Consider the following 23,664-nt stretch of genomic DNA (forward strand, 5'->3'; position numbering starts at 1 on the left):
TAAACACCGGACAGGAACACAGCCGCGAAGCGGCGACAGCAGGAGCAATCTGATGGGCACATTTCATCGTCTTACGTATCACCTGGTTTTCGGAACGCGATTCCGACACCGTTCCATCAGCACCGATTTTCAGGAGCGTCTCTACGAATACATCGGCGGAATCGTCCGCACGCAGAATGGGCACCTGATCGAAATCGGTGGCGTGTCTGACCACGTCCATCTGCTGACGAATCTGACTCCCGCCAAGGCTGTGTCCGATGTTCTCCGCGAGATCAAAGCCAACTCGGCCAAGTGGATTAACGACGAGCAACTAGCAATTGGACGGTTCGAATGGCAGAAGGGATACGGCGCATTTACCGTCAGCTATTCCAACATCGAGTCTGTTCAGCAATACATCCGAAAACAGGAAGAACATCACCGAACCCGCACGTTTCGTGATGAATATGTCGAATTCCTCAAACGGCATGGCGTTGAATTCGAAGAGCGTTTTCTGTTCGAGGGGGAACATACTGGGTGAACGAGGTGTCGCCGCATCGCGGCTTTACAAAAAAATGCCATCGCACTCAACCCATTGGCTGACGCCAACGGCTACATGCTGACGCAGCTTCGCCACTGAAGACATCTGAACCGCCAATCGGCGGACCGATCACAACTGGACATCGAATCATGAACTGGGAGCAACTCAAACAGTCTTCGATGGAGGACATCACGGCATGGGCCGAAACCCAACCGTGGTGTCAGGCGATGGCGGACTGCGCACAGGATGCCGAATGGCATTCCGAGGGCGATGTCTGGACCCATACGAAGATGGTCCTTGTGGAAGTCAGAAGGATGAGGGATGAAGGCGGAAAGGCTGGTCCTTACAGCGATCCCACCTTCATCCTTCAGCCTTCTGATTTCATCCTTTTGGTGTTCACCGCTCTGTTCCATGATGTTGCCAAGCCGCTGACGACTGAAGTTGATCCTGAGACGGGCCGAGTCCGCTCTCCCAAGCACGCTGTCAAAGGCGAACATGTTGCTCGCAACGTTTTGCGTGATCTCGGTTGTGACCTCAAGACTCGTGAAGAAATTGCTCGGCTCGTTCGTTACCACGGTCGCCCGGCATTCCTGCTGGAACGTGATGAACCAACCCACGAAGTCGTGAGACTCTCGTGGCTTGTCAACAACCGTCTGCTGTATCTGTTTGCTCTGGCGGACACTCGTGGCCGAGACACGGACTCGATGAGTCGCCCCGAGGAGAACCTGCACTTCTGGAAGCTCATGGCGGAAGAAGTTGGCTGCTACGACCAACCATATCCGTTTGCCACCGACCATGCCCGCTTCACGTTCTTCCGGCAGCAGGTACCAAATCTGCACTACGTTCCCCACGAAGACTTCGCCTGCACCGTGACACTCATGGCTGGTCTCCCCGGCAGCGGCAAGGACACATGGCTCGCCAAGAACCGTGCTGGCATTCCGGTTGTTTCGTTGGATGACATCCGAGGTGAACTTGACGTTGATCCGACCGACAATCAGGGGCGAGTAGCTCAGGAGGCCCGGGAACGCTGTCGGGAGTTTCTACGATCAGGAACGTCGTTCGCCTTCAATGCCACCAACACGATGCGACAGACTCGTGGCAGGTGGCTCGACCTGTTTGCCGACTACAACGCCCGTATCGAGATCGTCTACCTCGAACCTCCGCTCGATACGCTGTTGCGGCAAAACAAAGCTCGGAGCAAGTCGGTTCCTGAGCAGGTGATCCGCAGGCTGGCCGAGAAGTGCGAGCCGCCGACATGGATCGAGTGTCACAGTCTGTTGCTGGAACCCAGAACAAGTGAGAGCGAATGAAAGCCAGATTTCCGGGTTTCAACAAATGTATGGAAATGATGCGGAGCCAGAATCCACAGATTCAGGAAGATGGTTTTCACTTCCTGCTGCCAGAAGCACCACAGTACGTTCAAGAACTCATCGAAGCGTTCCAGTCGGAGCTGGGTCTTGGCCTTCGCTGCTGGCTGCTGGAACTGATCGGTGCAGCCAAATCTGAAAGAGCATTTGACTTCCTCGCTGGACAGCTTCGCAGCGAGAGTTGGCAGTTGCGGTACTGGGCCGTTAGAGGACTGAAGCATCTTGACTCAAGACAGGCCCGAACACTGCTGTGGGATGCACAGTCCTGGGAACTGGACGCACCAGAGGCAACAGAGCGATTTCGGAATCAACTCATTGAACCTGATAACGGCAATTTCAGATGATTGAAGTAACGACGAAGATCAAGCAAGTGATCTGCATGAGACACGATTTGAAGATGCGTCGTGGCAAGCAAATCGCTCAAGGTGCGCACGCCTCGATGTCATTTATCTGCCATCGTTTACGGGAAGGGGCTTCAGTGTCGCTCAATGACTTCTCCGACGTTGAGCGTGCCTGGCTGACTGGAGCCTTCGCCAAAGTCTGCTGTCGTGTGGACAGCGAAGACGAATTGATGAAGATTCACGACGAAGCCATCGCCGCTGGCCTTGAGGTTCACTTGATTACCGATAGCGGCAAGACGGAGTTTCACGGCGTGCCGACTCGAACATGTCTCGCCATTGGCCCGGACGACGCTGAGAAGATCGACGAAATCACGGGGCATCTGCAGTTGTTGTAATGGAACGATTAATGAACCTGGAAACCAGCCTTTATGCCGACCAGATACGTCGATGGCCCGAAGCCGGTCGCCATATTCTCGCTCAGTACGATGATAATACGATCATCGTCTATCAGGCGTATCGACCGGAGATCGGGATCTTCGCAGTCAAGAACGGCTACTTCGGCGGCGAGTTCAGTTACAGCCGAATGAGCTGGATTAAGCCCAATTTCCTGTGGATGATGTACCGCAGTAATTGGGGGCGATCTCAGGGACAGGAAGTCATTCTGGCAATCCGACTACGGCGACCCTTCTTCGATTCGCTTTTGGAACAGGCCGTCCCATCGTCATTCGTTCCTGAGTTGTTTGAGAGCCATGAAGCGTGGAAAGCAGCCGTTGCACGATCCGACGTAAGGCTTCAGTGGGACCCAGACCATACTCCCGGTGGTGGCAAGTGTGAACGCAGAGCAGTTCAACTTGGCCTTCGAGGAAAGACGCTGGAATCCTTCGGCAAGAGCGAAATCGTTGAGATCATCGACATGAGCGAATTCGTGACTCATCAGCGTGAATTCGTCGGTCATGAAAAATCGGGAACCCTGTTGACTCCCCTGGAGAAAGTCTATGCCCCGGGAAGTTCCGTTGCCGCAGCCAATATCGGACTGGATGAATGGTCCAACACGTCAGGAGGACGGGAATGACATCACCCCGACTTAACCTGCTCGTCATTCGCGCAAACGCCCCGGCCCGCACAGTGAGCTTCTACGAAATGCTCGGTCTTCGCTTTCAGGAAGAGCAGCACGGAAAAGGCCCGATTCACTGGGCTGCGGAATTTAATGGTCTGGTCCTGGAAATTTATCCGGCTCAGTGTCCCGATGAGGTGGACAGCACAACTCGCCTTGGATTCAGTGTCGGCCACGTGGAATCACTCGTTGCCACACTGCGAGATCAGGGAGTCGAATTTGTAAGTGATCTGAAGCAAACGAAGTGGGGTCTGCGGGCCGTGGTCAAAGATCCCGATGGTCGGTCGGTGGAGGTGGTGCAATGTGCCAACCTTCTCGATGCGAACGCCGAGTGATGTCTTGTCGCAGAACTCACGAGATTGCTGATTCCCGTCCGGTAGCAAATCTCTTCGGAATTGCCTAAGCGCAACCACTCTTCGTCATTCACATGGTTACCCAATAATCCTGATGACCTTGCCAGCCTGCATCCTTGCCGAGCTCAGAAAACGATCCGTAACCAGCAATTGGACCAACCTTTGCTAATCACCCGGACCGCGAGGCCAACCGACGGTGCGTGTCAAAGGTCGTACCACACTCTGACACCCCGGTCTTTAATGTCTCTCACACGACTGCTGTCAGGGAAATTGAAGGACGACGCGACCGCCCCACGAGGCCGGGACTTGTTGACAACTTCAAGCTATTCGCAATTTCAATGTCCTGCGACGGAAAGGACAGGCCAGGGTGTATGACGTTCACTGCTCTGCTCTTGATGAAAAAGAAAAATCAGTTGACACAAAATTAAATGACATGTAATGTATCCACATGAGAGGAAGTCATGTCGAAAAGCCGATTGCAAAACGAACTCAGGAAGAAGCAGCCGTTCGATTCGCCCGAACAGGAAGCGATGCTGAACATCCTGCGGACGAACGATCAGTTCCAAAACCGTTTTGGCAGACTATTCCGCGACTTTGGCTTGACCGCCTCGCAGTACAACGTGCTCCGTATCCTTCGGGGCGAAGGGAAGCGGATGCCCTGTCTCGAAATCGCACAACGTATGATTCAGGTGGTGCCGGCAATGACCGGGCTGCTGGACCGCCTGGAAAAACAGGAACTCATCACCCGGGAACGCTGTTCCGAGGATCGAAGAGTCATCTATGTCGAACTCACGGAGAAAGCCGGACAACTACTGAGCCGGATGGACAGCCCGGTGATCGATCTGCACAAGCAACTCATCGGCCACCTCACGGCAACGGAACTTAGGGAACTCAGCCGACTGCTGGAGAAAGCTCGCGAAAGTGTGACTGCATAACCATTTTTTTGCCCATATGAATCACATATAAACTAATTATCAGTAAGCAATAAACGGAGGAAGCAATGATTCAGATTCGAAAAGCACACGACCGGGGCCACGCCTACCACGGATGGCTGGACACTCACCACACGTTCTCATTCTCAACGTACCGAGACCCCGATCATATGGGTTTCCGCTCGCTGCGCGTGATGAATGAGGACATCGTGGCTCCGGGTCAGGGATTCGGGACGCACCCGCATCACGACATGGAAATTGTGACGTACGTCCTTGAAGGGGCCCTGGAACATAAGGACTCAATGGGCAATGGCGAAATTCTCCGGCCAGGTGAGTTTCAGCGAATGTCAGCGGGCACCGGGATCACGCACAGCGAGTTTAACCCGTCGGATTCCGAGCCCGTTCATCTGTACCAGATTTGGCTGTTCCCAGAACGCAAAGGAATCGAGCCGAGCTATGAGCAGAAACAATTTCCCATTGAGGAGCGGCAGAACCGTCTGCGGCTTGTGGCCTCGCAAAACGCAGAAAATGGCTCGCTCCTGATCCACCAGGATGCTCGCATCTATCTGTCAAAGATAGACGCTGGTCACAAAGTCAAACATGAGCTTCTGCCGGGGCGTTATGCCTGGCTTCAGGTTCTCCGAGGCCTCGTTGTGCTGAACGGTACCGCATTCAACGGCATCACACTGGGCAGCAGCGATGGAGCCGCCATAAGCGACGAGACCATATTGACCATCCAGGCGAATGAAGATGCTGAAATCATGCTGTTTGATCTGGCATAACCTAACGACGAAGAATCACCAAGACAAAAGGAGAACTATTGATGCAGGCAGTCGCTTCGGCCCTGGGCCGTCTTATGATCGCAACTATCTTTCTGATGAGTGCGATCGGCAACAAGATTCCTCAGTTCAACAACGTCGCCACTTATATGTCCTCCGAAGGAATACCCATGCCGCAGGTCATGCTGGTTGGCGCCATCGTGTTTCTGATCGCCGGGAGCCTGTCCGTGATCGCCGGGTACAAGACCCGAATTGGCGCGGCTCTGCTGTTGATATTTCTGGCCCTCGCCACTTACTTCTTCCACGATTTCTGGAGCTTTGAAGGGCAGGAGCAGCAGACGCAGATGATCCAGTTCATGAAGAATCTGTCGCTGATGGGAACAATGGTCTTTCTGGTGGCGAACGGAGCCGGGTCCTTCAGCATCGACTCCCGGAACAACCCAGCGGTGCCACCTGCGCCGTAACAAAAGCTTTTGGAGACGAGGGATGACGCCAGATGTCCAGAAATTCCCAGTGGATTGCATTCCCTGGCGATAGCAAATCGAACGGATCAGAAAGAGTTTGCCTGCCGACAATTGCCTGAGCGGGAGTGTATTATGCAGGCGTTGGCAACTGAGAAGAGGAACGAAGGCCTCGGTACCGAATTGCTTTGAGCAATTCATTCAAGACGGTCTGGAGATGCGTTGAATGATTTCGCCGGTCAGTTTATCGCGAAGGATGAGCCTGGCACTTCCGTCTGGCATTTTCTCTTCTTTAATGAGCAGGTGTGTTTCATCGAATTCCCGCGTCTTACCAACGCGGCGGACGGCGTCCTGCCCACGCCAGATCGGCAACGCAACGGATTCCCACTTCTTACTATCTGCGGATCGATAAGCAGCATCGATAATCGCGTTCACGATGTAGCCGTCGTAGAAATCCTCCATCGGTCTGCGATTTTCTTCCAGCGCATTCAGGGCATCGGCAAACATATCGGTGTAACCCAGGGCGGCGGCTTCGTCACCGACTGGAAACAGCCAACCCGATTCTGTTTCGGCTTTTTCTGCAACGTAACCTTTCTGGCCACCGGCCGAAAACATCTCGGTGCCGGTTCGCAACCAATGGTTTAACCAAATCGTGCCATCCGTGCCTGCAACCTCATCCCGCAGATCCATTCCGCCTCGAAATGCCCAACTCACTTCAAACTGACCAATTGCACCATTCGCATATTTCACCATGCCAACAGCGTGATCTTCGGCTTCAATTGGATGCACCTGAGTATCAGCCCAGCAAATCACCTCGATCGGGCGGATGTCCTTGCCAATGAAATTTCGCGCAATCTCGATGCAGTGGCATCCCATATCAACAATTGCCCCGCCGCCGGACAGCTCTCGATTCCAGAACCAGTCGCTGTGCGGCCCGGGATGTGTTTCTCTTGAACGAACCCAGAGCACATCCCCGATCGCTCCCGCTCGGACAGATTCCAGTGCCTTCAGAGTCTTTGGGGTGTAGACAAGATCTTCCAGATACGCATGATAGACCCCGGCCTGTTCAACCACCTGCAGCATTCTCAGTGCCTCGTCCGCATTCCTGCCGAGGGGCTTCGTACAAAGAATCGCTTTTCCTGCTTTGGCGGCGGCGGTCACGGCTTCTTCATGAAGATGATTCGGCAAGCCGACGATGACCGCATCGATATCCGGACAATCCACGGCCTGCTGAAGGTCCGTCGTATGGAGTGGAATGTTGTACTGCCTGGCGAATTCAGATGCTCGAGATTCCGTCCTCGAATAGACCAGCGAAATTCGATCACGGGACCTCTTGCCGTGAAGTGATTCGGTATAGAACCGGCCGATTAACCCCGTGCCGAGTAAAGCGATTCGGGTCATGTTTGTCTCATCGTCGAACTGAACTGATGGATCGATTTCCGGACTCTACTTCGTGTCGTCATTTTCGGGAGGGCGAAGATGCCACGCGACGAGCCATGATTCCGCGGAACGCACGAATCTGAAATCGTTGACCATTCGTTTTTCCATGTCCCCGAAGTGACCGGCTCCATAAAAGACGCCGATTTTTCGGTGCCCTTTCTTAAGCTCCGATCGAAGTACTTTTAATGCGGCGAGATTTCGCTCGGTGATAATTGTCGACGTGCCATCACTTCCCGCAAACGGATCAATGTCGCCAGCTTTGGCAAGCTGTGCGGCGGCAATGCGTCGAATTCGGTATACGCGGTCATTCGACAAAGCAGACAGCACCACGTCCAGATTTGTCGCCAATGGATTTTGTTCCTGCCCCATGGCTTTTGCCATCTCCCGGGCGAGCATCTGCGAAAACGATTCACCACGGCTCTTCATCGTCTCTTCAAATTGTTCGGCCGTCATATCGGCATGAACAAAATTCGGATTCGTGTAGTCCACAGCTGACAATTGAAAGTCCAGCCCCAAAGCGTCCTTCATTCCGAGCTGCAATACGGAAATCGCCGTCAGTCCGACCTTGGCTTCTGTCCATTCATCCTCATCTGTCAATGCTTTCCTTGCTGAAGCTTTGCCGCCCGGCCGAAGATTTCGCCTCACAGCTTCTTCAGGCATGACGGCTTCAAACAGCACCACATCGTATTCCTGAAACATCGCATTCAGTTTTTCGTAGTAGCCGGTTTCCCCCAGATGGACCGCGCCGATCAGGTCTACTGTTGCTCCGGGGAAATCGGGAGAATCTGTCATCGTGACGACAGATGTTTCGAGGGCTACTGCCAGTCGGCGGTCATTCTTGCGGATACGAACGTATTCGTGATTGCGTTCACTTTCGGCGGCGGGCTCTCCAGTTTGAGGCTTCGTTTTCTCGCCAGCCTTCTCTTTCTCCTGCTGAGCGTTTACTTGCCCCGGCAGGGCCGCCATACAAAGCAGCGACAATATGCTGAGGCAAGCGATCGCTCCTGCTTTCCTGCTGGAAGATTGCGCTGAAGTAGATTTCACGAAAGTGACGGCCGAACCGTTGTTATCATGCCATGCCATGCCAGGGTACTCTTAAAGAAAACTTAAAACCCAGGACCCGCGAAGTAACCAGGCGATTCATCGTTTCCGGAAAACTTCCCAGCCCGAATACTAACGAAGAGCACCGTCAGTCGCGATACAGCTCGCTGGTTTGACAGCTTCTTCACAGACGGAACGACTTTATTGTGCTGATTCCGGCAGGAAATGCATCAAATTCCGCGACATCTGCGACGATCGTGCCTCTTTTCTCGCGTATTGTCGGAGGATTGCAGGTGTCCGGATTCCTGGTATCTGGGCATTTCGTTACAGAAAGATTAGAGTGCCGGAACAGGCCGAGCACCGACCGTCCTTCACTGTCTCCCTAAGAAACTGTTGATCTTCTGGTGGTACAACCAAATTTTTTTCTGCGAATTTTTTCGATCTGCCTCGCTGCGTTTGGTGCCGTTTTCTTGTTGACGCATCCAGGCCTTGCGTCTGCGCCGCCCACTCCTCCGCAAGCGGGAGCAGTCCGCCTCGACAATGGAATGATTCTGCACGGAAACTGCTGGACCACCAACACGTTTCAAATGACGGATCCTGTCATTGACCTGGGGATTTCCCTTCGCTGTATAGATCAGGGGTATCGCCGAGTCTTCGTAGGCAGTCGTACGAGTTCGACAACGATTCCCAATCCGAATGACTGGCCTGTGCAGAGTTTCGCAATCCCTCAGAAACGCACAGGCCGTGACAGACTACCGCAGATCGTGGGACCGATTGGCTTTGCTCCGTTCCAGCCGGATGGAACGACAACGGTAAGAGTGCAGACAAGTCGAGGAAAGGTTGAAGAGATTCGACTTGGCATCGTTCAGGTGAATGAACTGTTCGCCGAAGCAATCGGTTTGACCCACAACTGGAAACTGAAAGTCTCGACACGCACTTTGCCGGCGGGGATCCTTTTCCCCGGCATGCTCTCCACGACACCCGGGTTCGAAAAAGATGGCTTCAAAAGACTCGATGTTGCAAAAATGCTGATCAAGGCTGAGCGTATCGATGAAGCGGCGGCTGTTCTCTCATCCATTCAGGAGGACTTCCCGGATATTGCCGACCAGATTCCGCAACTGCGAACCGAACTCCTCACGGCAAGAGGCAGGCAATTGCTTTCCGTCCTGGATCATCGCTTTCAGGGAGGCCAGTACCGACTGGCACAGAATGCCGGGCGACTATTCCCAACCGAAGATCTGGCTCCGGAAGTGCTCCTGCAGGCCAGGCAGCTTGCAACAACCGTCGATCAAATCGACGCAAGGTGCAACGCCGTTCGCCTGAAGCTGAACAGTCTTGTCGCTCGAATCTCAGACGAATCACTTCAGCAACGTACCAGTCTCGTGATCCCGGAAATCATCGCAGGAATTCACCCCGACACGATCGATCGCTTTGCGGCATTCGAGCTTCTGTCGGCTGCCGATGACCTGCCCGCTGAAGCTTCACTGGCCCTGGCAATATCCGGCTGGATCATTGGTACCGAAAACGCCCTCCAGAATCTGGAAGAGTCGCTTGGTCTGTTCGAAGCGCGGCAATTGGTGATTGATTACCTTTTGTCGACACCTTCGGAGAGCGCTTACCGTGCCGAACTTCAACAACGGATCGGCGACCTGGAAGGTGTCAGCGCTGAGCGTCTGGGTTCGCTCATACTTCAGCTTCCTGCAATCGATCCACCACGACTTTCAATGGACATGAATCCGGCAAGTCGACGATATCGAACAGAAGCGATGGAAGGTCTGCCGGCGATGGCCATTCAACTACCGCCTGAATTCAATCCACATCGACTGTACCCGGTCGTCCTTGCATTCGCTCGCGAGGGTATTTCCATTGATGACACGGTTTCATTCTGGGGACCGCATGCGGACAACTACGGAAGCATTGTTGCCAGCATCGAGTTATTCGAAACAAACGCAGCCGATTACGACGCGTCTGCAGTTCAGCACGCACTGTTCCTGAATGCGCTCAGGCATCTCAAACATACGCTGCCTGTCGATGATGATCGCATATTTGCCGTGGGCCATGGCATGGGCAGTGAAGCAGCCATTGACATGGCAACGTCACACAGCGATTCAATCGCCGGAGTCGTTTCGATCTCCGGAATGGGGCGTCGACACTTCCAGTGGACGGCCATGAACAATCCCGATCTGCCCTGGTACATTGTCATCGGTGAAGGGCAGGGCAACTGGTTCGAACGAATGCGATACCTGCTGACACAGCTTTTCAAACGCGACACCAGGTCGAAACAACTGGCCGATGTCCTGCTTGCCATTTATCCCGACCGTGGCTTCGAAAGCTACCAGGAAGAACTTCCCGAAGTGTTCGAATGGATGCAGTTTCAAAAGAGAAATATGCAACCCGAGCTCATCAATGCTCAGCTACTCCGATCGACAGACAGACGCTGGGCATGGATCGAAGCTGGCTCGTTGCCCGCTCAGTTTGCTCAACTTGACCAACCAACCGTTTGGAGCGACAGTTCCTTCCGCGCAGGCGAATTGACCGCACGACTGACCGCAGGAAATGGCATTCTGATCAGCCAGTGCCCCGGAAGTTCGGTGACTGTCCGCCTGGGACCAGACATGCCACTGCTCGACTTTCAGAAACCCATCACGATCCAGTTTGGACGTCTCCGGCGTTCGATAGACTACTCGCCATCAATGTCAGATATGCTCGAAGACCTTTACGAAACCGGCGAACGCAAAAGGCTGTGTCTGATGAAGGTTCAACTGGGAACAGCTCCCTGAAAACAGAACACATGCTCAGTTTTGATTTCGTACCGGACTCGGCAAGAAACGGTTGTATTTCGATCGGCAACTTCGACGGTGTGCATCGTGGTCACCGGATAATGCTCGATTCTCTGGTGGCGCTGGCAAGGCAAGTACGCACTCACACCGTGGCTGTCACGTTCCACCCGCACCCGGTAGCCGTGTTACGGCCGGACTTTGCCCCTCCAATCCTCACCGACATCCCGGAACGAATTCGACTGCTGAAGCAGGCTGGAATGGACCACGTCGTGGTGCTTCCAGTCACGTCCGAGTTGATGGCTATGTCCGCCCGGCAGTTTTTTGACAGCTTCGTTGTGAATCAATTACAGGCTCGCGGCATGACTGAAGGCGTCAACTTTCGCTTTGGTCGTAATCGCCTCGCCGGCACAAGCGAACTTCAGCAAATGTGCGATGGCGCGGATATCCGGCTGCAGCTCACAGACATAGTGACCACCGAATCATTTGAGATTTCTTCAAGCCGAATTCGCAAACTGCTTGTGCATGGTCAAATTGCAGAAGCATGCACACTTCTCGGACATCCCTACACCATCAGCGGCGTCGTTTCCGCGGGCGCGGGACGCGGCACAGGAATTGGATTCCCCACCGCCAATCTCGAACGAATACCGACACTGGTTCCTTCTGCAGGAGTCTATGCGGGACTCACAACCATCAACGGAACGAACTATGTTGTCGCAGTGCATATCGGACCGAACCCGACATTTGCAGACGGACGACATAAAGTCGAATGCCACATCGATCAGTTCACAGGGTCACTCTACGGTACGGAGTTGTCGGTCCAGCTGATCGCCGAAGTCCGAACGCTGCAAAGCTTTGCCTCACCGGCGGAACTCGTCGCTCAAATTGAAGTCGATGTTCAATCCTGCCGGCGGATTGTATCTCCTTATCTGTAGATGGCATGGCTGCTGTTCGGTGCAGATCATCGTTGGACTCAGATCATTTCCCGCGTGGTGATTCACCGATCACGACTGGGCGATGGTGCGGAATCTGCGCTTTGAAGTCTCCCAGACTTTGCCAGTAAAGCGGTTTCCCAAGGTCAACCTCATGAATGGCCACAGTCCCAAACGTTTCCGCAACAGCAGCCGTATTCCCCGCATGATCAAATACCGCTGAAAGCATCCAGTCTGCAGCATGATCAGTGTACGTACTGCTCACGATCCAAACGTGATTCTCGCAGGCCCGGGCCTTCGCAAGAAGGGGATTACAGCCCCAGACGGGCCAGGCAATGACCTCAGCACCATTGTTCGTCAGTTCTCGGGCCACCTCAGGAAAGAAGCCGTCATAACAAACCATCATTCCGACTTTGCCAAAACGTGTTTCGAAAACCGGGTACTCTTCGCCCGGCGTGATCCCCGCCTCGATTTCCCCACGGGGCAAAGTGACTTTACGATATTTTCCCACAACATCGCCGTCCGGCCCCAACAGTACCGCAACATTGAACAAGAGTGGTCCATCACGCTCAACCAGTCCAGCGACGATGTACAGTCCGTGTTCTTTGGCAAGCCCAGCGAAATACTTCGACGACGGCCCGGGAATCGGTTCTGCCACATCTGCAAACGAAAGCCCCGAACCGTAATAGGTGAGTGTTTCAGGCAGCACAACGAGATCCGCATGTTTGGCGGCCGCTTCTGCAATCAAAGGAGCAAACTGCTTTCGCTTTTCTTCCGCAGTTCTTCCCGACGATGGTCGGTAGTGAACAGTCGCTAGTCGAACGGTCCGGGACTTCGGCGCAGCGACTTTAACCATCGATGGCTCCGTCCAGCGAACGACTCCATGAGGCTGCCAGCGATAGTCCAGTTCGATGCGGGCAAAGCGAGCGGCTTCGGGTGCCCGGAAAGTTCCGGAAACTTCCACCCAAACTTCCGACAAATGAACGTCGTTGACCAGCTGGTCTTGAACATATTCAGGTTCGGCGCGAGGCTTTTCACCAGGCCGATAACTGGCAAACGATGGCTCATCTCGTTCAACCGGCTTCCCGCCTTCGCCCTGCCACAATAACCGCACAACGGCCGTACGTCGAGGAAACTTGACACCTTCACATTGGCGCATGCACCTGAACTCGTACCAGGCCCCGCCCTCGACCGCAATAGTCTTTGTCCACCGGCCGAACAATCCCGGACGTTCGTCCGCACAGATCGACAGGATCGCCTGATTCTCGGGTCCTCCGGATTCAGTCCGTGTGAAAGCTGGTCGGATCTCATCGCGGGGAGATTCCGGAACCCAGACATTCTTCTGATCATCACCAGCAGCGGCCGAACAAACCACCGTCAGTACGACTGCGAACACAGCCATCCTTCCGTGTATTTGTTCCGCCAAAACGGAAAGAAGTGTGTGCGAACAAGAGTGTGAAGGAGAGTGTATGGACTGCATGGCAGATTCCCGAAAACCAATGAAAGGTCTCTTCAGCAATCATCAGCATCATTCAGCAGCCCCGGGAGATCAAGTCAAGACACCATTTTGCATGAAGCAAAGGCGGTACAACGCATCAATTCAGGAGCTATTTTCGCTGAGCATTCAGGAGTGTGCGGCACCGCTGTACTGCGGACGTCCATTCGCCTGCTCTTGCTTCGGCCATGATCTCCGACAAAAGGACCCGCTCACTTTCCAGCAAATCTTCACGACGGGATTCAGCAAGCTGAACTGCTGCCGCCTCCAGCCTTTCCATGTTCCGCACGCTGCACGCACTATAAATGGCGACGGTATACTCCGACGCAGACTGGCTCAGTTCGGGCGATCGCCCGCAACCAAACACGACCAGAAACAGCACCCACAACTGGCAACACCTGTGCAAACCCAATCGCACCGCACCAGACTCAATCCTCATGGCTGGCCTCCTTAAAACTCGCCGATCAATTCTCCTTCGGCCATGCTGGATAGCTCAGCCCAGGTGAACAGATAAATGTCCTCGGAAATAAACCGGACGGAGCCATCACCCAGACAAACAAATCCGCCGCCGGGATGTTCGGAGTACATCTGGCCCACGTGGTAGGCGGGAAAATTGACGGGATGAATAATCGGGTAACCAGTGATATCCAGTTCACCGCCCGATGGACCGGCGTGGACCAGAGTCAATGTGGCGGCAGAATCCGGTGCGTTCAGAGGCGAATCAATCCGTGGCGTGACGATGGCACCGGGGACAACTCCCGCCCAGGACTTGTCGCTTAACTGAGAGGAATGCTCTCCCAGAAAGATAGTGTTCGACAACCCATCCGTCACATCACGGAATCGCGTCGCTGAATTACGATAGAAAGGTCCGTCGGCAACACGAGACACATTTCCTTCAATCCGAACGGTTTCGGTTTCGCCCGTGTAAATATTTACGAACCTGATGCCGGTTAAAGAACCACCACACTCGCCCCAGCAGGATTCCTGCCCGTGACTTGCCACATAATGCGACCTTCCAAGAAGAACAGCACCACCGGACGTTTGCAATATTCCGCTCGCACCCATCACGGAAAAAGGTTCCGAATCTCCTGAAGAAGAAGGGCACAACAACGCTGCCAACCGAACAGACACGGTCTGGCGATGCTGAGGATCCCAGATCGGAAGGCGAGTATCAATTTGACTGCTGAGATTCCCCTGGTCGATGTACGGTAACAAAGATGAAAGCCACCCCCACCCGGGCGTGGCGTCCCATGTGATTGAGTCGTGGTCGGCCACGTTGGGCGGCATTCCGCTGGATGCCGCAAACGAGTAGTATCCGGCAGGCAAACGCTGATGAACGTCGTGATAATTGTGAACGGCAAGCCCAAGCTGCTTCAGATTATTACGGCATTGTGTTCGTCGTGCTGCTTCCCGAGCTTCCTGAACGGCAGGAAGAAGAAGCCCAATAAGAATTGCGACAACCGCAATCACAACCAACAGTTCGATGAGGGTAAATCCGCGACGCATCCGAGGCCCCTAAAAATTAGCCATGACTAACTTAGCACAGGCTAATTTAGCGTCGACTAACAATATGGCCAGCAAAAAACTGAAACTTCCTGACTTCCGGCAGACAAAAGTGAAAAAAGGCACACAACGAAACCAACACACGCGGACACGCGACGACCACGCGACAGAAACGACCGAAGACTACGTGGAAGCGATTGCAGAGATTACTGACAATGCCGGAGTCTGCCGTGGCGTGGACCTGGCGCGGCATTTCGAAGTCAGCAATGTGACCGTCAACAAGACCATCAACCGACTGCAGCGCGACGGGTACGCCATCACCGAACCCTATGGTCCGGTTTCTCTAACCGCAAAAGGGCGCAAACTGGCGGCGGAATGCCGCCGAAGACACAAAATTGTCTATCAATTCCTGCTTGCACTGGGCGTCGACGAACAGACAGCCCGCGTCGATTCAGAAGGAATCGAGCACCACGTCAGCCCATCCACGTTATCGCTGATGGAGAATTTTGCCAGCAAGCGCTAGCCTGGCAGCCTGCTGAAAAACGGGGCTGGCTCGAGCAGGAGACCTTAAGACACGACGGTTTCCAGTCGTCCTGCCTGCCTGTCCCGGTTTTTCAACGGACAGCCGGAGTCATCGGCTGAGCGGTTTAAATCGTCCGCCCTTTGGAGTCTCCGCATCGTCACCAAGTCGTTCGCGAAGCTGCTGTTCGTAGATACGGTAGTTTCCTTCGCACCAGACAACTTTGTCACCTTCGAATGCCATAATATGCGTGGCAATTCGGTCGAGAAACCACCGGTCGTGGCTGACAACAACGGCACAGCCACCGAAATTGGAGAGCCCCTCTTCCAGAGCTCGAAGAGTATCAACGTCCAGGTCGTTTGTTGGTTCGTCCAGCAGAAGAAGATTCCCCCCTGAACGCAAAAGTTTTGCCATGTGGACGCGATTACGTTCGCCACCGGACAGCTGACCCACAAACTTCTGCTGATCCGGACCTTTGAAATTGAAACGCCCGCAGTAGGCCCTCGCGTGAATCTTTACAGATCCGACTTCCAGGGTGTCGTGCCCACCGGAGATTTCCTGGTACACCGTCTTTTTCGGATCGAGAGCATCACGCGACTGATCGACGTACGAAATATCGACCGTTTCTCCAATCCGCAACGTCCCGGAATCTGGCTGTTCTGTTCCCATAATCATGCGGAAAAGAGTCGTCTTGCCAGCTCCATTCGGACCGATGACTCCCACGATACCACCGGGCGGAAGGTCGAAATTCAGATCCTCAAACAAGACCCGATCACCAAATGATTTCTTCAGGTTCTCTGCCTTGACGACCAGTTGCCCCAGCTTCCGTGACGTTGGAATCTGAATCTGAGCGGCTTCATCGCGGGCGTCATACTGCTGTGAGGCCAGTTCGTTGTAGCGTTCCAGTCGGGCTTTGTTCTTCGTGGCTCGCGCTTTGGGCGACATGCGAACCCATTCAAGTTCCCGTTTCAGCTCCTTCTGGCGCCGGGATTCGTTGCGTTCTTCCAGTTCCAGACGTTTTCGTTTCTGCTCAAGCCACGACGTGTAATTCCCTTCGTACGGGATACCGCGTCCGCGGTCGAGCTCAAGAATCCAGCCAGCCACATTGTCCAGGAAATAGCGATCGTGCGTCACGGCCACAACAGTTCCCGGGAACTGGTGGAGAAACCGTTCCAGCCATGCAATGGATGTGGCATCCAGATGGTTCGTTGGTTCGTCCAGCAACAACATATCCGGATTCATCAATAGTAACTGACACATCGCCACACGGCGTTTTTCTCCACCAGACAGCGTGGCAATCTTTGATTCGGCAGGCGGAAGCATCATTGCATCAGCCGCGATTTCCAGAGTCCGATCCAGTTCCCAGAGATTCTTGAGATCGATTTCGTCCTGAACGCGCGCTTGTTCGTCAAGAAGCTTCTCCATTTCCTCAGGCGACATATCCTCGCCCAGCTTCATACTCAATTCGTTGAAGCGATCCAGGACCGCTCGCGAATCCGCAACAGCGTCTTCAACACACTCACCAACGGTTCGTTCCGGATCGAGCCGGGGCTCCTGTGGGAAATAGCCAATCCTGATTCCCTTTGCAGGCCGGACAGTCCCCATGAAGTCCTTGTCTTCGCCGGCCATGATTTTCAACAGCGTGCTTTTACCCGCACCGTTGCTGCCAAGCACCCCAATTTTTGCCCCTGGATAGAACGACAGCCAAATATCAGACAGGATCTCCTTCTCGTCATAAAGTCGAGTGAGACTCTCAATCGTCATGATGTACTGCTGAGCCATTGTGGGAGCTTTCAAATCTCGTTGGACGATGACTGTTTTCTGCCAGAATCACTGAAGAACCACCTCACTGATGCGTCGTTCAGGCATCGGGTTCTTCAAACGCTGTAAGTCAACCTTGATTCTAGTGCCGTCAACAGGCCATTCCTGAATGTTCGTCGAGTAAGACCTTAGACGGACGAATCCCCGACTGAAAACATGTGTAAAATCAGTGGTCGGACTTTTTCTTTGCGACAGACTTTGAAACTTTTCGCGGCCTTTTGGGTTTCGCGATCAACTTCTTCAGCAGATCGACCATGAAACGAAATGCTTCGGGATAGACTCGATCATCCGAACTGCCACGAGGACCTGCCACGTTCAGGATGCGAATTCTATGAAGGTGGATCCACTCGACAACTGAGGCCAATTGTTCACTGCGTGGATTCTCATCAGTCAGCAATCCCGGAGAGGGATCAGGGTCAAGATGTACGATCTGAACGGGCCGGGCGTACGCCTGAGCCGCGGAAATCGTCAACCTCGTACCGCTGCTGATCTCATTGAGCACAATGATCAGCGTCGCGTCGGAATCACGAGCATTCCAGTCGGTCCGAATCGCGTAGGACCGGGCATGCGTCTCTTTCAACGGATAAGTGCCCGGAATCATTCCATCTTCGGATCGCCGTCCCCTTGGACACCATCCTCCGATGGGTATGTTCAACTCAAGTGCCGCATCCAGGGCCGCGCGGTCAACTCCGGTTTGTCCTCCCGAAACCACCATGAATGGTCCACTTTCGCGGCCCGACATCTGCCTCACGTTCTCCGCTGACGTCAACGGTTCTTCCTTTGCTCAATCGCACGTGCGAAAGCCGTGGAGACTCGTTTTAGCCGCACTGTTTCGCTGTTAATTTCGCCCACGGCGACCCGCGAAACACCATAAGCAACCAGTTTCAACACGTAAACCAGGACACCCAATAAAATACAGGGAATCAAAATCCACGGGTTACCAGTCGCACGCTGAGTCAGATAGCCACCAAAATACAGCCCTGCCAGAAGCCCCATTGGTATCAATATCCATCCCAGGCTTGCAAACAGCGTCATGTCTGACCAATGCCGGCGATGTTTCTGACACAACGGACAGGAGATTCGTACTTTCCGGGTCATCAGGATCGCAAGCACGATCCCAATCGGAAAAAACAAAATCAGTCCCAGCACGATCAGCCCCCCTGCCAGATCAGACGTGTGCTGAAACTCTTTGTACTGTCGACGCCTGGTTGGAACTCCGCACACGATGCAAACATCCGGCAGATCGTTGCTTTCAGCCATCTCCAGCGGAATATTCACGCAGGAATCCCCCGAGTGACCCTCCGAATCGTCCGGCACAGCATTCCCCGAATCATCAGGCCGGCGATCATCTCCAGCCACGAAGTCACGAATCCCTGCAGCCATGGCGGCCACGCCGTTGTCGATGATCGTGGAGACTCCGGGCAACCCCCGGACATCATCAGTTGAAGAAGAAAACTTTCCGGAAGAAATCGTGCTGATATGCGATGCCACTTCTCCAGCGGACTGATAGCGACGCCCAGGATCACTTGCCAGGGCGCGCATGATGACGGAGTCCAGACGGACATCACTCCCAACCCGCCGGGAAGGCATTTCGAATGCACCTGCCGGAACCTCGCCGGTCAGCATTTCATACAGCACGACCCCCAGCGAGTAGATATCTGCACGGTGATCCACGTTTCCGGATTTCGTCATCTGCTCCGGGGCCATGTATCGAACAGTCCCCAGAATCTGATGTGTGCCCGTCAGCGTGAAGTCCGCGTTGTCTCCACTCAGTTTGGCCAATCCAAAATCTGCAATTTTCACATGCCCGGCTGCATCCAGAAGAATATTCTCCGGCTTGATATCGCGGTGAACGATTCCACGCGAATGAGCATACTGCAACGCTTCACAGATCTGAGGAACAATCAACATCGCATGCTCTGGCGATGTACGGCCGGACTCAATGACCTGCCTGAGATTGACACCTTCCACATATTCCATCAGGAAGTAGTAAAGAGGCTGCGATTCTGCCGTCTCCGGGTCTTCGAACTGTACCTCGCCAAAATCATAAACTCCCACGATGTGTTTGTTATTGAGCTTCGCAAGCGTTCTCGCTTCCCGATTGAATCGCTCTGCAAACGCCGGATCCGAGGCAGAATCGGGCCGAATGATCTTCAGAGCGGCCAGTCGATCCAGCTTGATCTGGCGCACCTTATAAACCGCCCCCATCCCCCCACGCCCGATGACTTCGACTATTTCCAGCTGCGGAAACAAGCTGGCAATGGCCGACGACTCGGGAGCCGAGAAACTCCCCCGGGGCTGAAATGTCGGGGCAATCGCAGAGTTGCTGATCATACTGGACGGTGCGTTGCGTAATTCCGGGGAGACATGATCCTCAAATGCAGCAGCCAGAAGACATCTCGGACAAAGTCCATCCGTCTTATCCGCCGAAATGGAAGCACCGCATTGGGGGCAAGTACTGGAATTTGACATCGCTTAAAGGTCCGATTTCAAAAGTATCAGAACAGATTCTGATGCTGCTGTTCACCGGTTTTCCGCTGAGGTTACAAACGAAATCAGGAATTCATGGAAACCGCGCTGAACAGACGTCGAATTTCATCCTCGACTTCTTCCGCACGCTGCACGGTCTGAGCAATTTCCGAACGAAGCAACTCACGGAAACGCAGCTTTAGCCGATGTGCGGCGACTTTGACAGCGTTTTCCTGCATACCCAGCTGTTCAGCGATTTCCGCATACCGGCAGCACTGCACGTCTGTCACAGTTAACTTCAGCATTTCAAACAGATCCAGCTTACCCTTAGCACAATACTCATCACGAAGCAGGTCAAGCACTGCCTGCAACAAAGCCAGAGCCCACTCGTGTTCAAAAATTCGCTCCGCTGTTTCCTCGTCTACGGCTTCAATCTGAAGCTCGTTCTCTGCAGATTCGAAATTCAGCGACAATGTGGCAACCTGGCCCCCCCGTTTGATTCGGTGCAAATTTCGGTAGTAGTTGGACAGGAACCGCTGACAGGCCGTCAGTAGAAATGTCCGAAACCGTCCCCGCCCCGGATCTGCCGTCTGAATCGCCTGACGCGAAAGCAACTCAGCAAAGAATGACTGGGCCAGATCCTGCGCATCGTGGGTGTTCGCGACCCGGCGGCAGAAGTATCGATACACCGGTAACCAGTAAGTTTGACAAAGTGTTTCGAGGGCGCGGGCAGAAGTCCCGGGAGACTCTCCACGGCCGGCAGCCAGCACAATGCTCCAGCAGGTCGTATGGAAACGTCCGGGAACCGAATGAATGAACTCAGAGGGGCTTTGGCGACCAGCCATCGTTCTCAGTGCTCCGGGTGACTCGATTCGACCGCCAATTCAATTCCACTCAGGGTTCCTGACATTATGCGGCAACAGACGACTGGCTCGCTGCAACCGTCGCATGCAAACCTCCCACACTCCGTAAGGATCTTCTTCAAGAACAACAGAGCCATCGCCAGGAATCGATAACCAGTCGCCACGATCAATTTCCGATTCCAGTTGCCCGGCCCCCCAGCCAGCGTAACCACAGTAAACCCGGAATCGAACTTCCTTCTCTGGCTTCAATCCATCGACAACAACGGACTCAAACGACTCGTGGCTGCCGGCAAGAAAAACCCCCGGAACGATTTCCTGATCATGCTGCCCCAGCGTAAGGCAGTTATGCATGATGAATAACGACGAGGTTTCGACGGGCCCGCCAACAAAAACAGGTGTCTCACATCGCCCGGTGGAAATATGTTCCGAAAGTGCTGTTTCGACAGAAACCGCTGATGGACGATTCAGGACCAGCCCCATCGCCCCCTCGCTGTTGTGCTCCAGCATCAGAACAACGGTCCGATAAAAGTTCGGATCACGCATATGATTTGCAGCGATCAGAAAATGTCCCTGGAGCGACATCATATCAGCGAACACTCAGAGCTTGAGAAAGACACCAGTATAAACAAACGTCAGGCAAGGATTGAGTTGAACGTTGCGCTGGGGCGCATTGCGGCGGTCACTTTTGACTCATCGGGCAGATAGTACCCGCCAATATCAATGGGGGAACCCGATGCAGCCGCAATCTCGGCGAGAATGGTCTGCTCGTTGTCGGCCAGTCGGGATGCTACGCTGGTGAATTCATTTCGCAGTTCGAGGTCGATGTCCTGGGAGGCCAGAGCCTGAGCCCAGTACAACGCCAGATAGAAGTGACTGCCCCGATTATCCAGTTCCCCCGGTGCTCGACCAGGGGACTTGTTTTCATCAAGGTACTTTCCATTTGCGGCATCCATTGCTTTTGCCAGAACTGCCAGTTTCTGGTTCCCGGTTCGCTGCGCCAAATCTTCAAGTGACACCGCTATCGCGAGGAACTCTCCCAGTGAATCCCATCGCAGATGCCCTTCCTCGACAAATTGCTGAACATGTTTCGGAGCAGAGCCGCCCGCACCGGTCTCAAACAATCCTCCCCCGGCGAGCAAAGGCACAATCGACAACATTTTGGCGCTGGTGCCGAGCTCCAGAATTGGAAACAGGTCGGTCAGATAGTCCCGAAGCACGTTGCCGGTCACAGAAATCGTGTCCTTGCCTTCCCGGCAACGCTGACAGGTCAGCTTCGTCGCTTCCACCGGCGAAAGGATCTCAATCTGCAATCCCGTCGTATCGTGTTCCGTCAGGTATTTTGTCACCAGCCTGATCAAATTCGCATCATGCGCTCTGTTGGAATCAAGCCAGAAAATTGCCATGGCTCCGGTGGCTCGAGCACGGCTGACTGCCAGCCGTACCCAGTCCCGAATTGGTGCATCTTTGGTCTGGCACGCACGCCAGATATCGCCCGCAGCGACAGCGTGCTGCATAAGGACTCCACCGCTGGCATCGACGACGCGCACGGTACCCGCCTTCGGAATTTCGAAGGTTTTATCATGCGAGCCATATTCTTCTGCCTTCTGAGCCATCAGTCCAACATTGGCAACGTTGCCCATGGTTGTCACGTCGAAGGCACCGTGTTCTTTGCAGAAGTCGATCGTGGCCTGATAAACGCCGGAATAGCACCGGTCAGGGATCAGCGCCTTGGTATCCTGCAGCTTTCCATCGGGTCCCCACATCTTCCCGGAAGAACGAATCGCTGCGGGCATCGAGGCGTCGATGATCACATCACTGGGAACGTGCAGATTGGTAATCCCTTTGTCTGAATTCACCATAGCGAGACGCGGCTGACGGGCATAGACAGCGTCAATCTCCTGCAGAATTGCCTGCTGCCGATCCGCTGGCAACTGCTGAATTCGAGACAAAATGTTGCCGACCCCATTGTTGGGCTCGACACCTGCTTCCGTCAGGTCGTCCGCGAATTTTTCGAAGACATCAGCAAAGAACACTTCGACAACGTGCCCGAAGATGATTGGATCGGACACCTTCATCATCGTGGCCTTCAGATGCAGGGACAGCAGGACATCGTTCTCCCGCGCATCGGCGATCTCGGCGGCGATATATTCACGCAGGGCCTGACGGCTCAGACACGAGGCATCGATCACTTCGCCCGCCTGAAGCACCAGCCCATCTTTGAGAACGGTGACTGAGCCATCGTCTCCGACAAGCTCGATTCTGACAGAACCAGAGTCACTCATGATATGCGACTGTTCGCTGCCGTAAAAATCCCCCGATGACATCGACGCAACGTGGGACTTCGAATCCCGCGACCATGCGCCCATCGAATGCGGATGCTTCTTTGCATAAGCTTTCACCGGAGCCGCGACGCGACGATCCGAATTTCCTTCCCGCAGGACAGGATTGACAGCGCTGCCAAGCACTTTGGCATATCGGGACCTGATTTCCTTGTCCGCATCCGTTTCCGCCTCTTCCGGAAAATCAGGAACGTCGAATCCCTTCGCCTGCAGTTCTTTGATCGCGGTCGTCAACTGCGGGATCGACGCGCTGATATTCGGCAGCTTGATAATGTTGGCTTCAGGAGTCTTCGCCAGCTGCCCAAGCAGAGCCAGTGCGTCATGTTGCTTCTGGTCTTCAGCCAGTCTCTCCGGAAATGCTGCAATAATGCGGCCAGCAAGTGAAATGTCTTCCTGACGGTATTCGACACCGGATGTTCGCGTGAACCTTCGAATAACAGGGAGCAGAGACCTTGTCGCAAGCGCTGGAGCTTCGTCCGTCAGTGTGTAGACAATTGACAAAGACGAATTGCTGGATGATTGTGGCATAAACAACAGATTTCGAAATTGCAGGAAAAGTCGAAGAAGTAGATACGTCGGTTTGAATGATGCAGCAGAAAT

The 23,664-nt window shown here is 54.0% G+C and carries 23 protein-coding genes; 12 read left to right on the forward strand and 11 right to left on the reverse strand.

Annotated elements, in window-relative coordinates:
• The first annotated feature begins 52 nt into the window (after positions 1-52).
• From tnpA to R3C20_19260, 9 genes are all read left to right on the forward strand, one after another.
• Positions 53-517, forward strand: a complete 465-nt coding sequence (gene tnpA, locus R3C20_19220; protein MEZ6042633.1) for an IS200/IS605 family transposase — start codon at positions 53-55, stop codon at positions 515-517.
• Between the two features lie 149 nt (positions 518-666).
• Positions 667-1,827 carry an AAA family ATPase gene (locus tag R3C20_19225; GenBank protein ID MEZ6042634.1) on the forward strand — a complete coding sequence of 387 codons (1,161 nt, stop codon included), beginning with the start codon at positions 667-669 and terminating at the stop codon, positions 1,825-1,827.
• Complete coding sequence (locus tag R3C20_19230; GenBank protein MEZ6042635.1) at positions 1,824-2,228, forward strand: hypothetical protein; 405 nt, start codon at positions 1,824-1,826, stop codon at positions 2,226-2,228. Before R3C20_19225 ends, R3C20_19230 begins: the two co-directional genes overlap by 4 nt.
• Positions 2,225-2,620: an aminoacyl-tRNA hydrolase gene (gene pth2, locus R3C20_19235; GenBank protein ID MEZ6042636.1), complete on the forward strand. Its 396-nt coding sequence runs from the start codon at positions 2,225-2,227 to the stop codon at positions 2,618-2,620. The genes R3C20_19230 and pth2 overlap by 4 nt, the downstream gene beginning before the upstream one ends.
• On the forward strand, positions 2,620-3,297 hold the full coding sequence (locus R3C20_19240; protein MEZ6042637.1) for a DUF4291 domain-containing protein: 678 nt from the start codon (positions 2,620-2,622) through the stop codon (positions 3,295-3,297). Before pth2 ends, R3C20_19240 begins: the two co-directional genes overlap by 1 nt.
• A complete protein-coding gene (locus tag R3C20_19245) occupies positions 3,294-3,674 on the forward strand; it encodes a VOC family protein (GenBank protein ID MEZ6042638.1) in 381 nt (126 codons plus the stop codon). Before R3C20_19240 ends, R3C20_19245 begins: the two co-directional genes overlap by 4 nt.
• Positions 3,675-4,153: 479 nt before the next feature.
• Positions 4,154-4,627, forward strand: a complete 474-nt coding sequence (locus R3C20_19250; GenBank protein MEZ6042639.1) for a MarR family transcriptional regulator — start codon at positions 4,154-4,156, stop codon at positions 4,625-4,627.
• 65 nt (positions 4,628-4,692) lie between these two features.
• On the forward strand, positions 4,693-5,406 hold the full coding sequence (locus tag R3C20_19255; GenBank protein ID MEZ6042640.1) for a pirin family protein: 714 nt from the start codon (positions 4,693-4,695) through the stop codon (positions 5,404-5,406).
• Between the two features lie 41 nt (positions 5,407-5,447).
• The gene (locus R3C20_19260; protein MEZ6042641.1) at positions 5,448-5,867 is read left to right on the forward strand and encodes a DoxX family protein; all 420 of its coding nucleotides are present in this window, start codon (positions 5,448-5,450) and stop codon (positions 5,865-5,867) included.
• A gap of 198 nt (positions 5,868-6,065) precedes the next feature.
• Here the strand turns inward: R3C20_19260 and R3C20_19265 are convergent, their stop codons facing one another.
• Together R3C20_19265 and R3C20_19270 are read right to left on the reverse strand one after the other, a co-directional pair.
• On the reverse strand, positions 6,066-7,265 hold the full coding sequence (locus R3C20_19265; GenBank protein MEZ6042642.1) for a Gfo/Idh/MocA family oxidoreductase: 1,200 nt from the start codon (positions 7,263-7,265) through the stop codon (positions 6,066-6,068).
• A 45-nt stretch (positions 7,266-7,310) separates the two neighbouring features.
• Positions 7,311-8,387, reverse strand: a complete 1,077-nt coding sequence (locus R3C20_19270) for a hypothetical protein (GenBank protein ID MEZ6042643.1) — start codon at positions 8,385-8,387, stop codon at positions 7,311-7,313.
• A 545-nt stretch (positions 8,388-8,932) separates the two neighbouring features.
• On the opposite strand from R3C20_19270, the gene R3C20_19275 reads away from it, so the two are divergent.
• Together R3C20_19275 and ribF are read left to right on the forward strand one after the other, a co-directional pair.
• Positions 8,933-11,125 carry a hypothetical protein gene (locus R3C20_19275; protein ID MEZ6042644.1) on the forward strand — a complete coding sequence of 731 codons (2,193 nt, stop codon included), beginning with the start codon at positions 8,933-8,935 and terminating at the stop codon, positions 11,123-11,125.
• An 11-nt stretch (positions 11,126-11,136) separates the two neighbouring features.
• Positions 11,137-12,057 (forward strand): riboflavin biosynthesis protein RibF, encoded by a 921-nt coding sequence (ribF, locus tag R3C20_19280; protein MEZ6042645.1) that lies wholly within the window; start codon positions 11,137-11,139, stop codon positions 12,055-12,057.
• A gap of 43 nt (positions 12,058-12,100) precedes the next feature.
• On the opposite strand, the gene R3C20_19285 is transcribed toward ribF, so the two are convergent.
• The 3 genes from R3C20_19285 to R3C20_19295 all read right to left on the reverse strand — a co-directional run bounded on the left by R3C20_19285 (position 12,101) and on the right by R3C20_19295 (position 15,055).
• Positions 12,101-13,456, reverse strand: a complete 1,356-nt coding sequence (locus R3C20_19285; GenBank protein MEZ6042646.1) for a carbon-nitrogen hydrolase family protein — start codon at positions 13,454-13,456, stop codon at positions 12,101-12,103.
• Positions 13,457-13,661: 205 nt separating this feature from the next.
• Positions 13,662-13,988, reverse strand: a complete 327-nt coding sequence (locus R3C20_19290; GenBank protein MEZ6042647.1) for a hypothetical protein — start codon at positions 13,986-13,988, stop codon at positions 13,662-13,664.
• A gap of 11 nt (positions 13,989-13,999) precedes the next feature.
• Positions 14,000-15,055 (reverse strand): DUF1559 domain-containing protein, encoded by a 1,056-nt coding sequence (locus tag R3C20_19295; GenBank protein MEZ6042648.1) that lies wholly within the window; start codon positions 15,053-15,055, stop codon positions 14,000-14,002.
• Positions 15,056-15,077: 22 nt separating this feature from the next.
• Between R3C20_19295 and mntR the strand changes: the two genes are divergently transcribed.
• The gene (gene mntR, locus R3C20_19300) at positions 15,078-15,575 is read left to right on the forward strand and encodes a manganese-binding transcriptional regulator MntR (protein MEZ6042649.1); all 498 of its coding nucleotides are present in this window, start codon (positions 15,078-15,080) and stop codon (positions 15,573-15,575) included.
• 108 nt (positions 15,576-15,683) lie between these two features.
• Here the strand turns inward: mntR and ettA are convergent, their stop codons facing one another.
• The 6 genes from ettA to R3C20_19330 form a co-directional block, all read right to left on the reverse strand.
• The gene (gene ettA, locus R3C20_19305; protein MEZ6042650.1) at positions 15,684-17,354 is read right to left on the reverse strand and encodes an energy-dependent translational throttle protein EttA; all 1,671 of its coding nucleotides are present in this window, start codon (positions 17,352-17,354) and stop codon (positions 15,684-15,686) included.
• Positions 17,355-17,559: 205 nt separating this feature from the next.
• Complete coding sequence (locus R3C20_19310; protein MEZ6042651.1) at positions 17,560-18,135, reverse strand: putative molybdenum carrier protein; 576 nt, start codon at positions 18,133-18,135, stop codon at positions 17,560-17,562.
• Between the two features lie 23 nt (positions 18,136-18,158).
• Positions 18,159-19,865 (reverse strand): protein kinase, encoded by a 1,707-nt coding sequence (locus tag R3C20_19315; GenBank protein ID MEZ6042652.1) that lies wholly within the window; start codon positions 19,863-19,865, stop codon positions 18,159-18,161.
• Between the two features lie 83 nt (positions 19,866-19,948).
• On the reverse strand, positions 19,949-20,707 hold the full coding sequence (locus tag R3C20_19320; GenBank protein ID MEZ6042653.1) for a sigma-70 family RNA polymerase sigma factor: 759 nt from the start codon (positions 20,705-20,707) through the stop codon (positions 19,949-19,951).
• A 39-nt stretch (positions 20,708-20,746) separates the two neighbouring features.
• Positions 20,747-21,310, reverse strand: a complete 564-nt coding sequence (locus R3C20_19325; GenBank protein MEZ6042654.1) for a YqgE/AlgH family protein — start codon at positions 21,308-21,310, stop codon at positions 20,747-20,749.
• Between the two features lie 47 nt (positions 21,311-21,357).
• The gene (locus tag R3C20_19330) at positions 21,358-23,592 is read right to left on the reverse strand and encodes an NADP-dependent isocitrate dehydrogenase (protein ID MEZ6042655.1); all 2,235 of its coding nucleotides are present in this window, start codon (positions 23,590-23,592) and stop codon (positions 21,358-21,360) included.
• Between the last annotated feature and the right edge of the window lie 72 nt (positions 23,593-23,664).

Source organism: Planctomycetaceae bacterium, from assembly GCA_041398825.1.
Taxonomy (GTDB): domain Bacteria; phylum Planctomycetota; class Planctomycetia; order Planctomycetales; family Planctomycetaceae; genus F1-80-MAGs062.

Coding starts and splice junctions, on each gene's coding strand:
- tnpA (MEZ6042633.1), top strand. CDS start 53: ATGGGCACATTTCATCGTCTTACGTATCACCTGGTTTTCGGAACGCGA.
- R3C20_19225 (MEZ6042634.1), top strand. CDS start 667: ATGAACTGGGAGCAACTCAAACAGTCTTCGATGGAGGACATCACGGCA.
- R3C20_19230 (MEZ6042635.1), top strand. CDS start 1,824: ATGAAAGCCAGATTTCCGGGTTTCAACAAATGTATGGAAATGATGCGG.
- pth2 (MEZ6042636.1), top strand. CDS start 2,225: ATGATTGAAGTAACGACGAAGATCAAGCAAGTGATCTGCATGAGACAC.
- R3C20_19240 (MEZ6042637.1), top strand. CDS start 2,620: ATGGAACGATTAATGAACCTGGAAACCAGCCTTTATGCCGACCAGATA.
- R3C20_19245 (MEZ6042638.1), top strand. CDS start 3,294: ATGACATCACCCCGACTTAACCTGCTCGTCATTCGCGCAAACGCCCCG.
- R3C20_19250 (MEZ6042639.1), top strand. CDS start 4,154: ATGTCGAAAAGCCGATTGCAAAACGAACTCAGGAAGAAGCAGCCGTTC.
- R3C20_19255 (MEZ6042640.1), top strand. CDS start 4,693: ATGATTCAGATTCGAAAAGCACACGACCGGGGCCACGCCTACCACGGA.
- R3C20_19260 (MEZ6042641.1), top strand. CDS start 5,448: ATGCAGGCAGTCGCTTCGGCCCTGGGCCGTCTTATGATCGCAACTATC.
- R3C20_19265 (MEZ6042642.1), bottom strand. CDS start 7,265: ATGACCCGAATCGCTTTACTCGGCACGGGGTTAATCGGCCGGTTCTAT.
- R3C20_19270 (MEZ6042643.1), bottom strand. CDS start 8,387: ATGGCATGGCATGATAACAACGGTTCGGCCGTCACTTTCGTGAAATCT.
- R3C20_19275 (MEZ6042644.1), top strand. CDS start 8,933: ATGACGGATCCTGTCATTGACCTGGGGATTTCCCTTCGCTGTATAGAT.
- ribF (MEZ6042645.1), top strand. CDS start 11,137: ATGCTCAGTTTTGATTTCGTACCGGACTCGGCAAGAAACGGTTGTATT.
- R3C20_19285 (MEZ6042646.1), bottom strand. CDS start 13,456: ATGGCTGTGTTCGCAGTCGTACTGACGGTGGTTTGTTCGGCCGCTGCT.
- R3C20_19290 (MEZ6042647.1), bottom strand. CDS start 13,988: ATGAGGATTGAGTCTGGTGCGGTGCGATTGGGTTTGCACAGGTGTTGC.
- R3C20_19295 (MEZ6042648.1), bottom strand. CDS start 15,055: ATGCGTCGCGGATTTACCCTCATCGAACTGTTGGTTGTGATTGCGGTT.
- mntR (MEZ6042649.1), top strand. CDS start 15,078: ATGACTAACTTAGCACAGGCTAATTTAGCGTCGACTAACAATATGGCC.
- ettA (MEZ6042650.1), bottom strand. CDS start 17,354: ATGGCTCAGCAGTACATCATGACGATTGAGAGTCTCACTCGACTTTAT.
- R3C20_19310 (MEZ6042651.1), bottom strand. CDS start 18,135: ATGTCGGGCCGCGAAAGTGGACCATTCATGGTGGTTTCGGGAGGACAA.
- R3C20_19315 (MEZ6042652.1), bottom strand. CDS start 19,865: ATGTCAAATTCCAGTACTTGCCCCCAATGCGGTGCTTCCATTTCGGCG.
- R3C20_19320 (MEZ6042653.1), bottom strand. CDS start 20,707: ATGGCTGGTCGCCAAAGCCCCTCTGAGTTCATTCATTCGGTTCCCGGA.
- R3C20_19325 (MEZ6042654.1), bottom strand. CDS start 21,310: ATGATGTCGCTCCAGGGACATTTTCTGATCGCTGCAAATCATATGCGT.
- R3C20_19330 (MEZ6042655.1), bottom strand. CDS start 23,592: ATGCCACAATCATCCAGCAATTCGTCTTTGTCAATTGTCTACACACTG.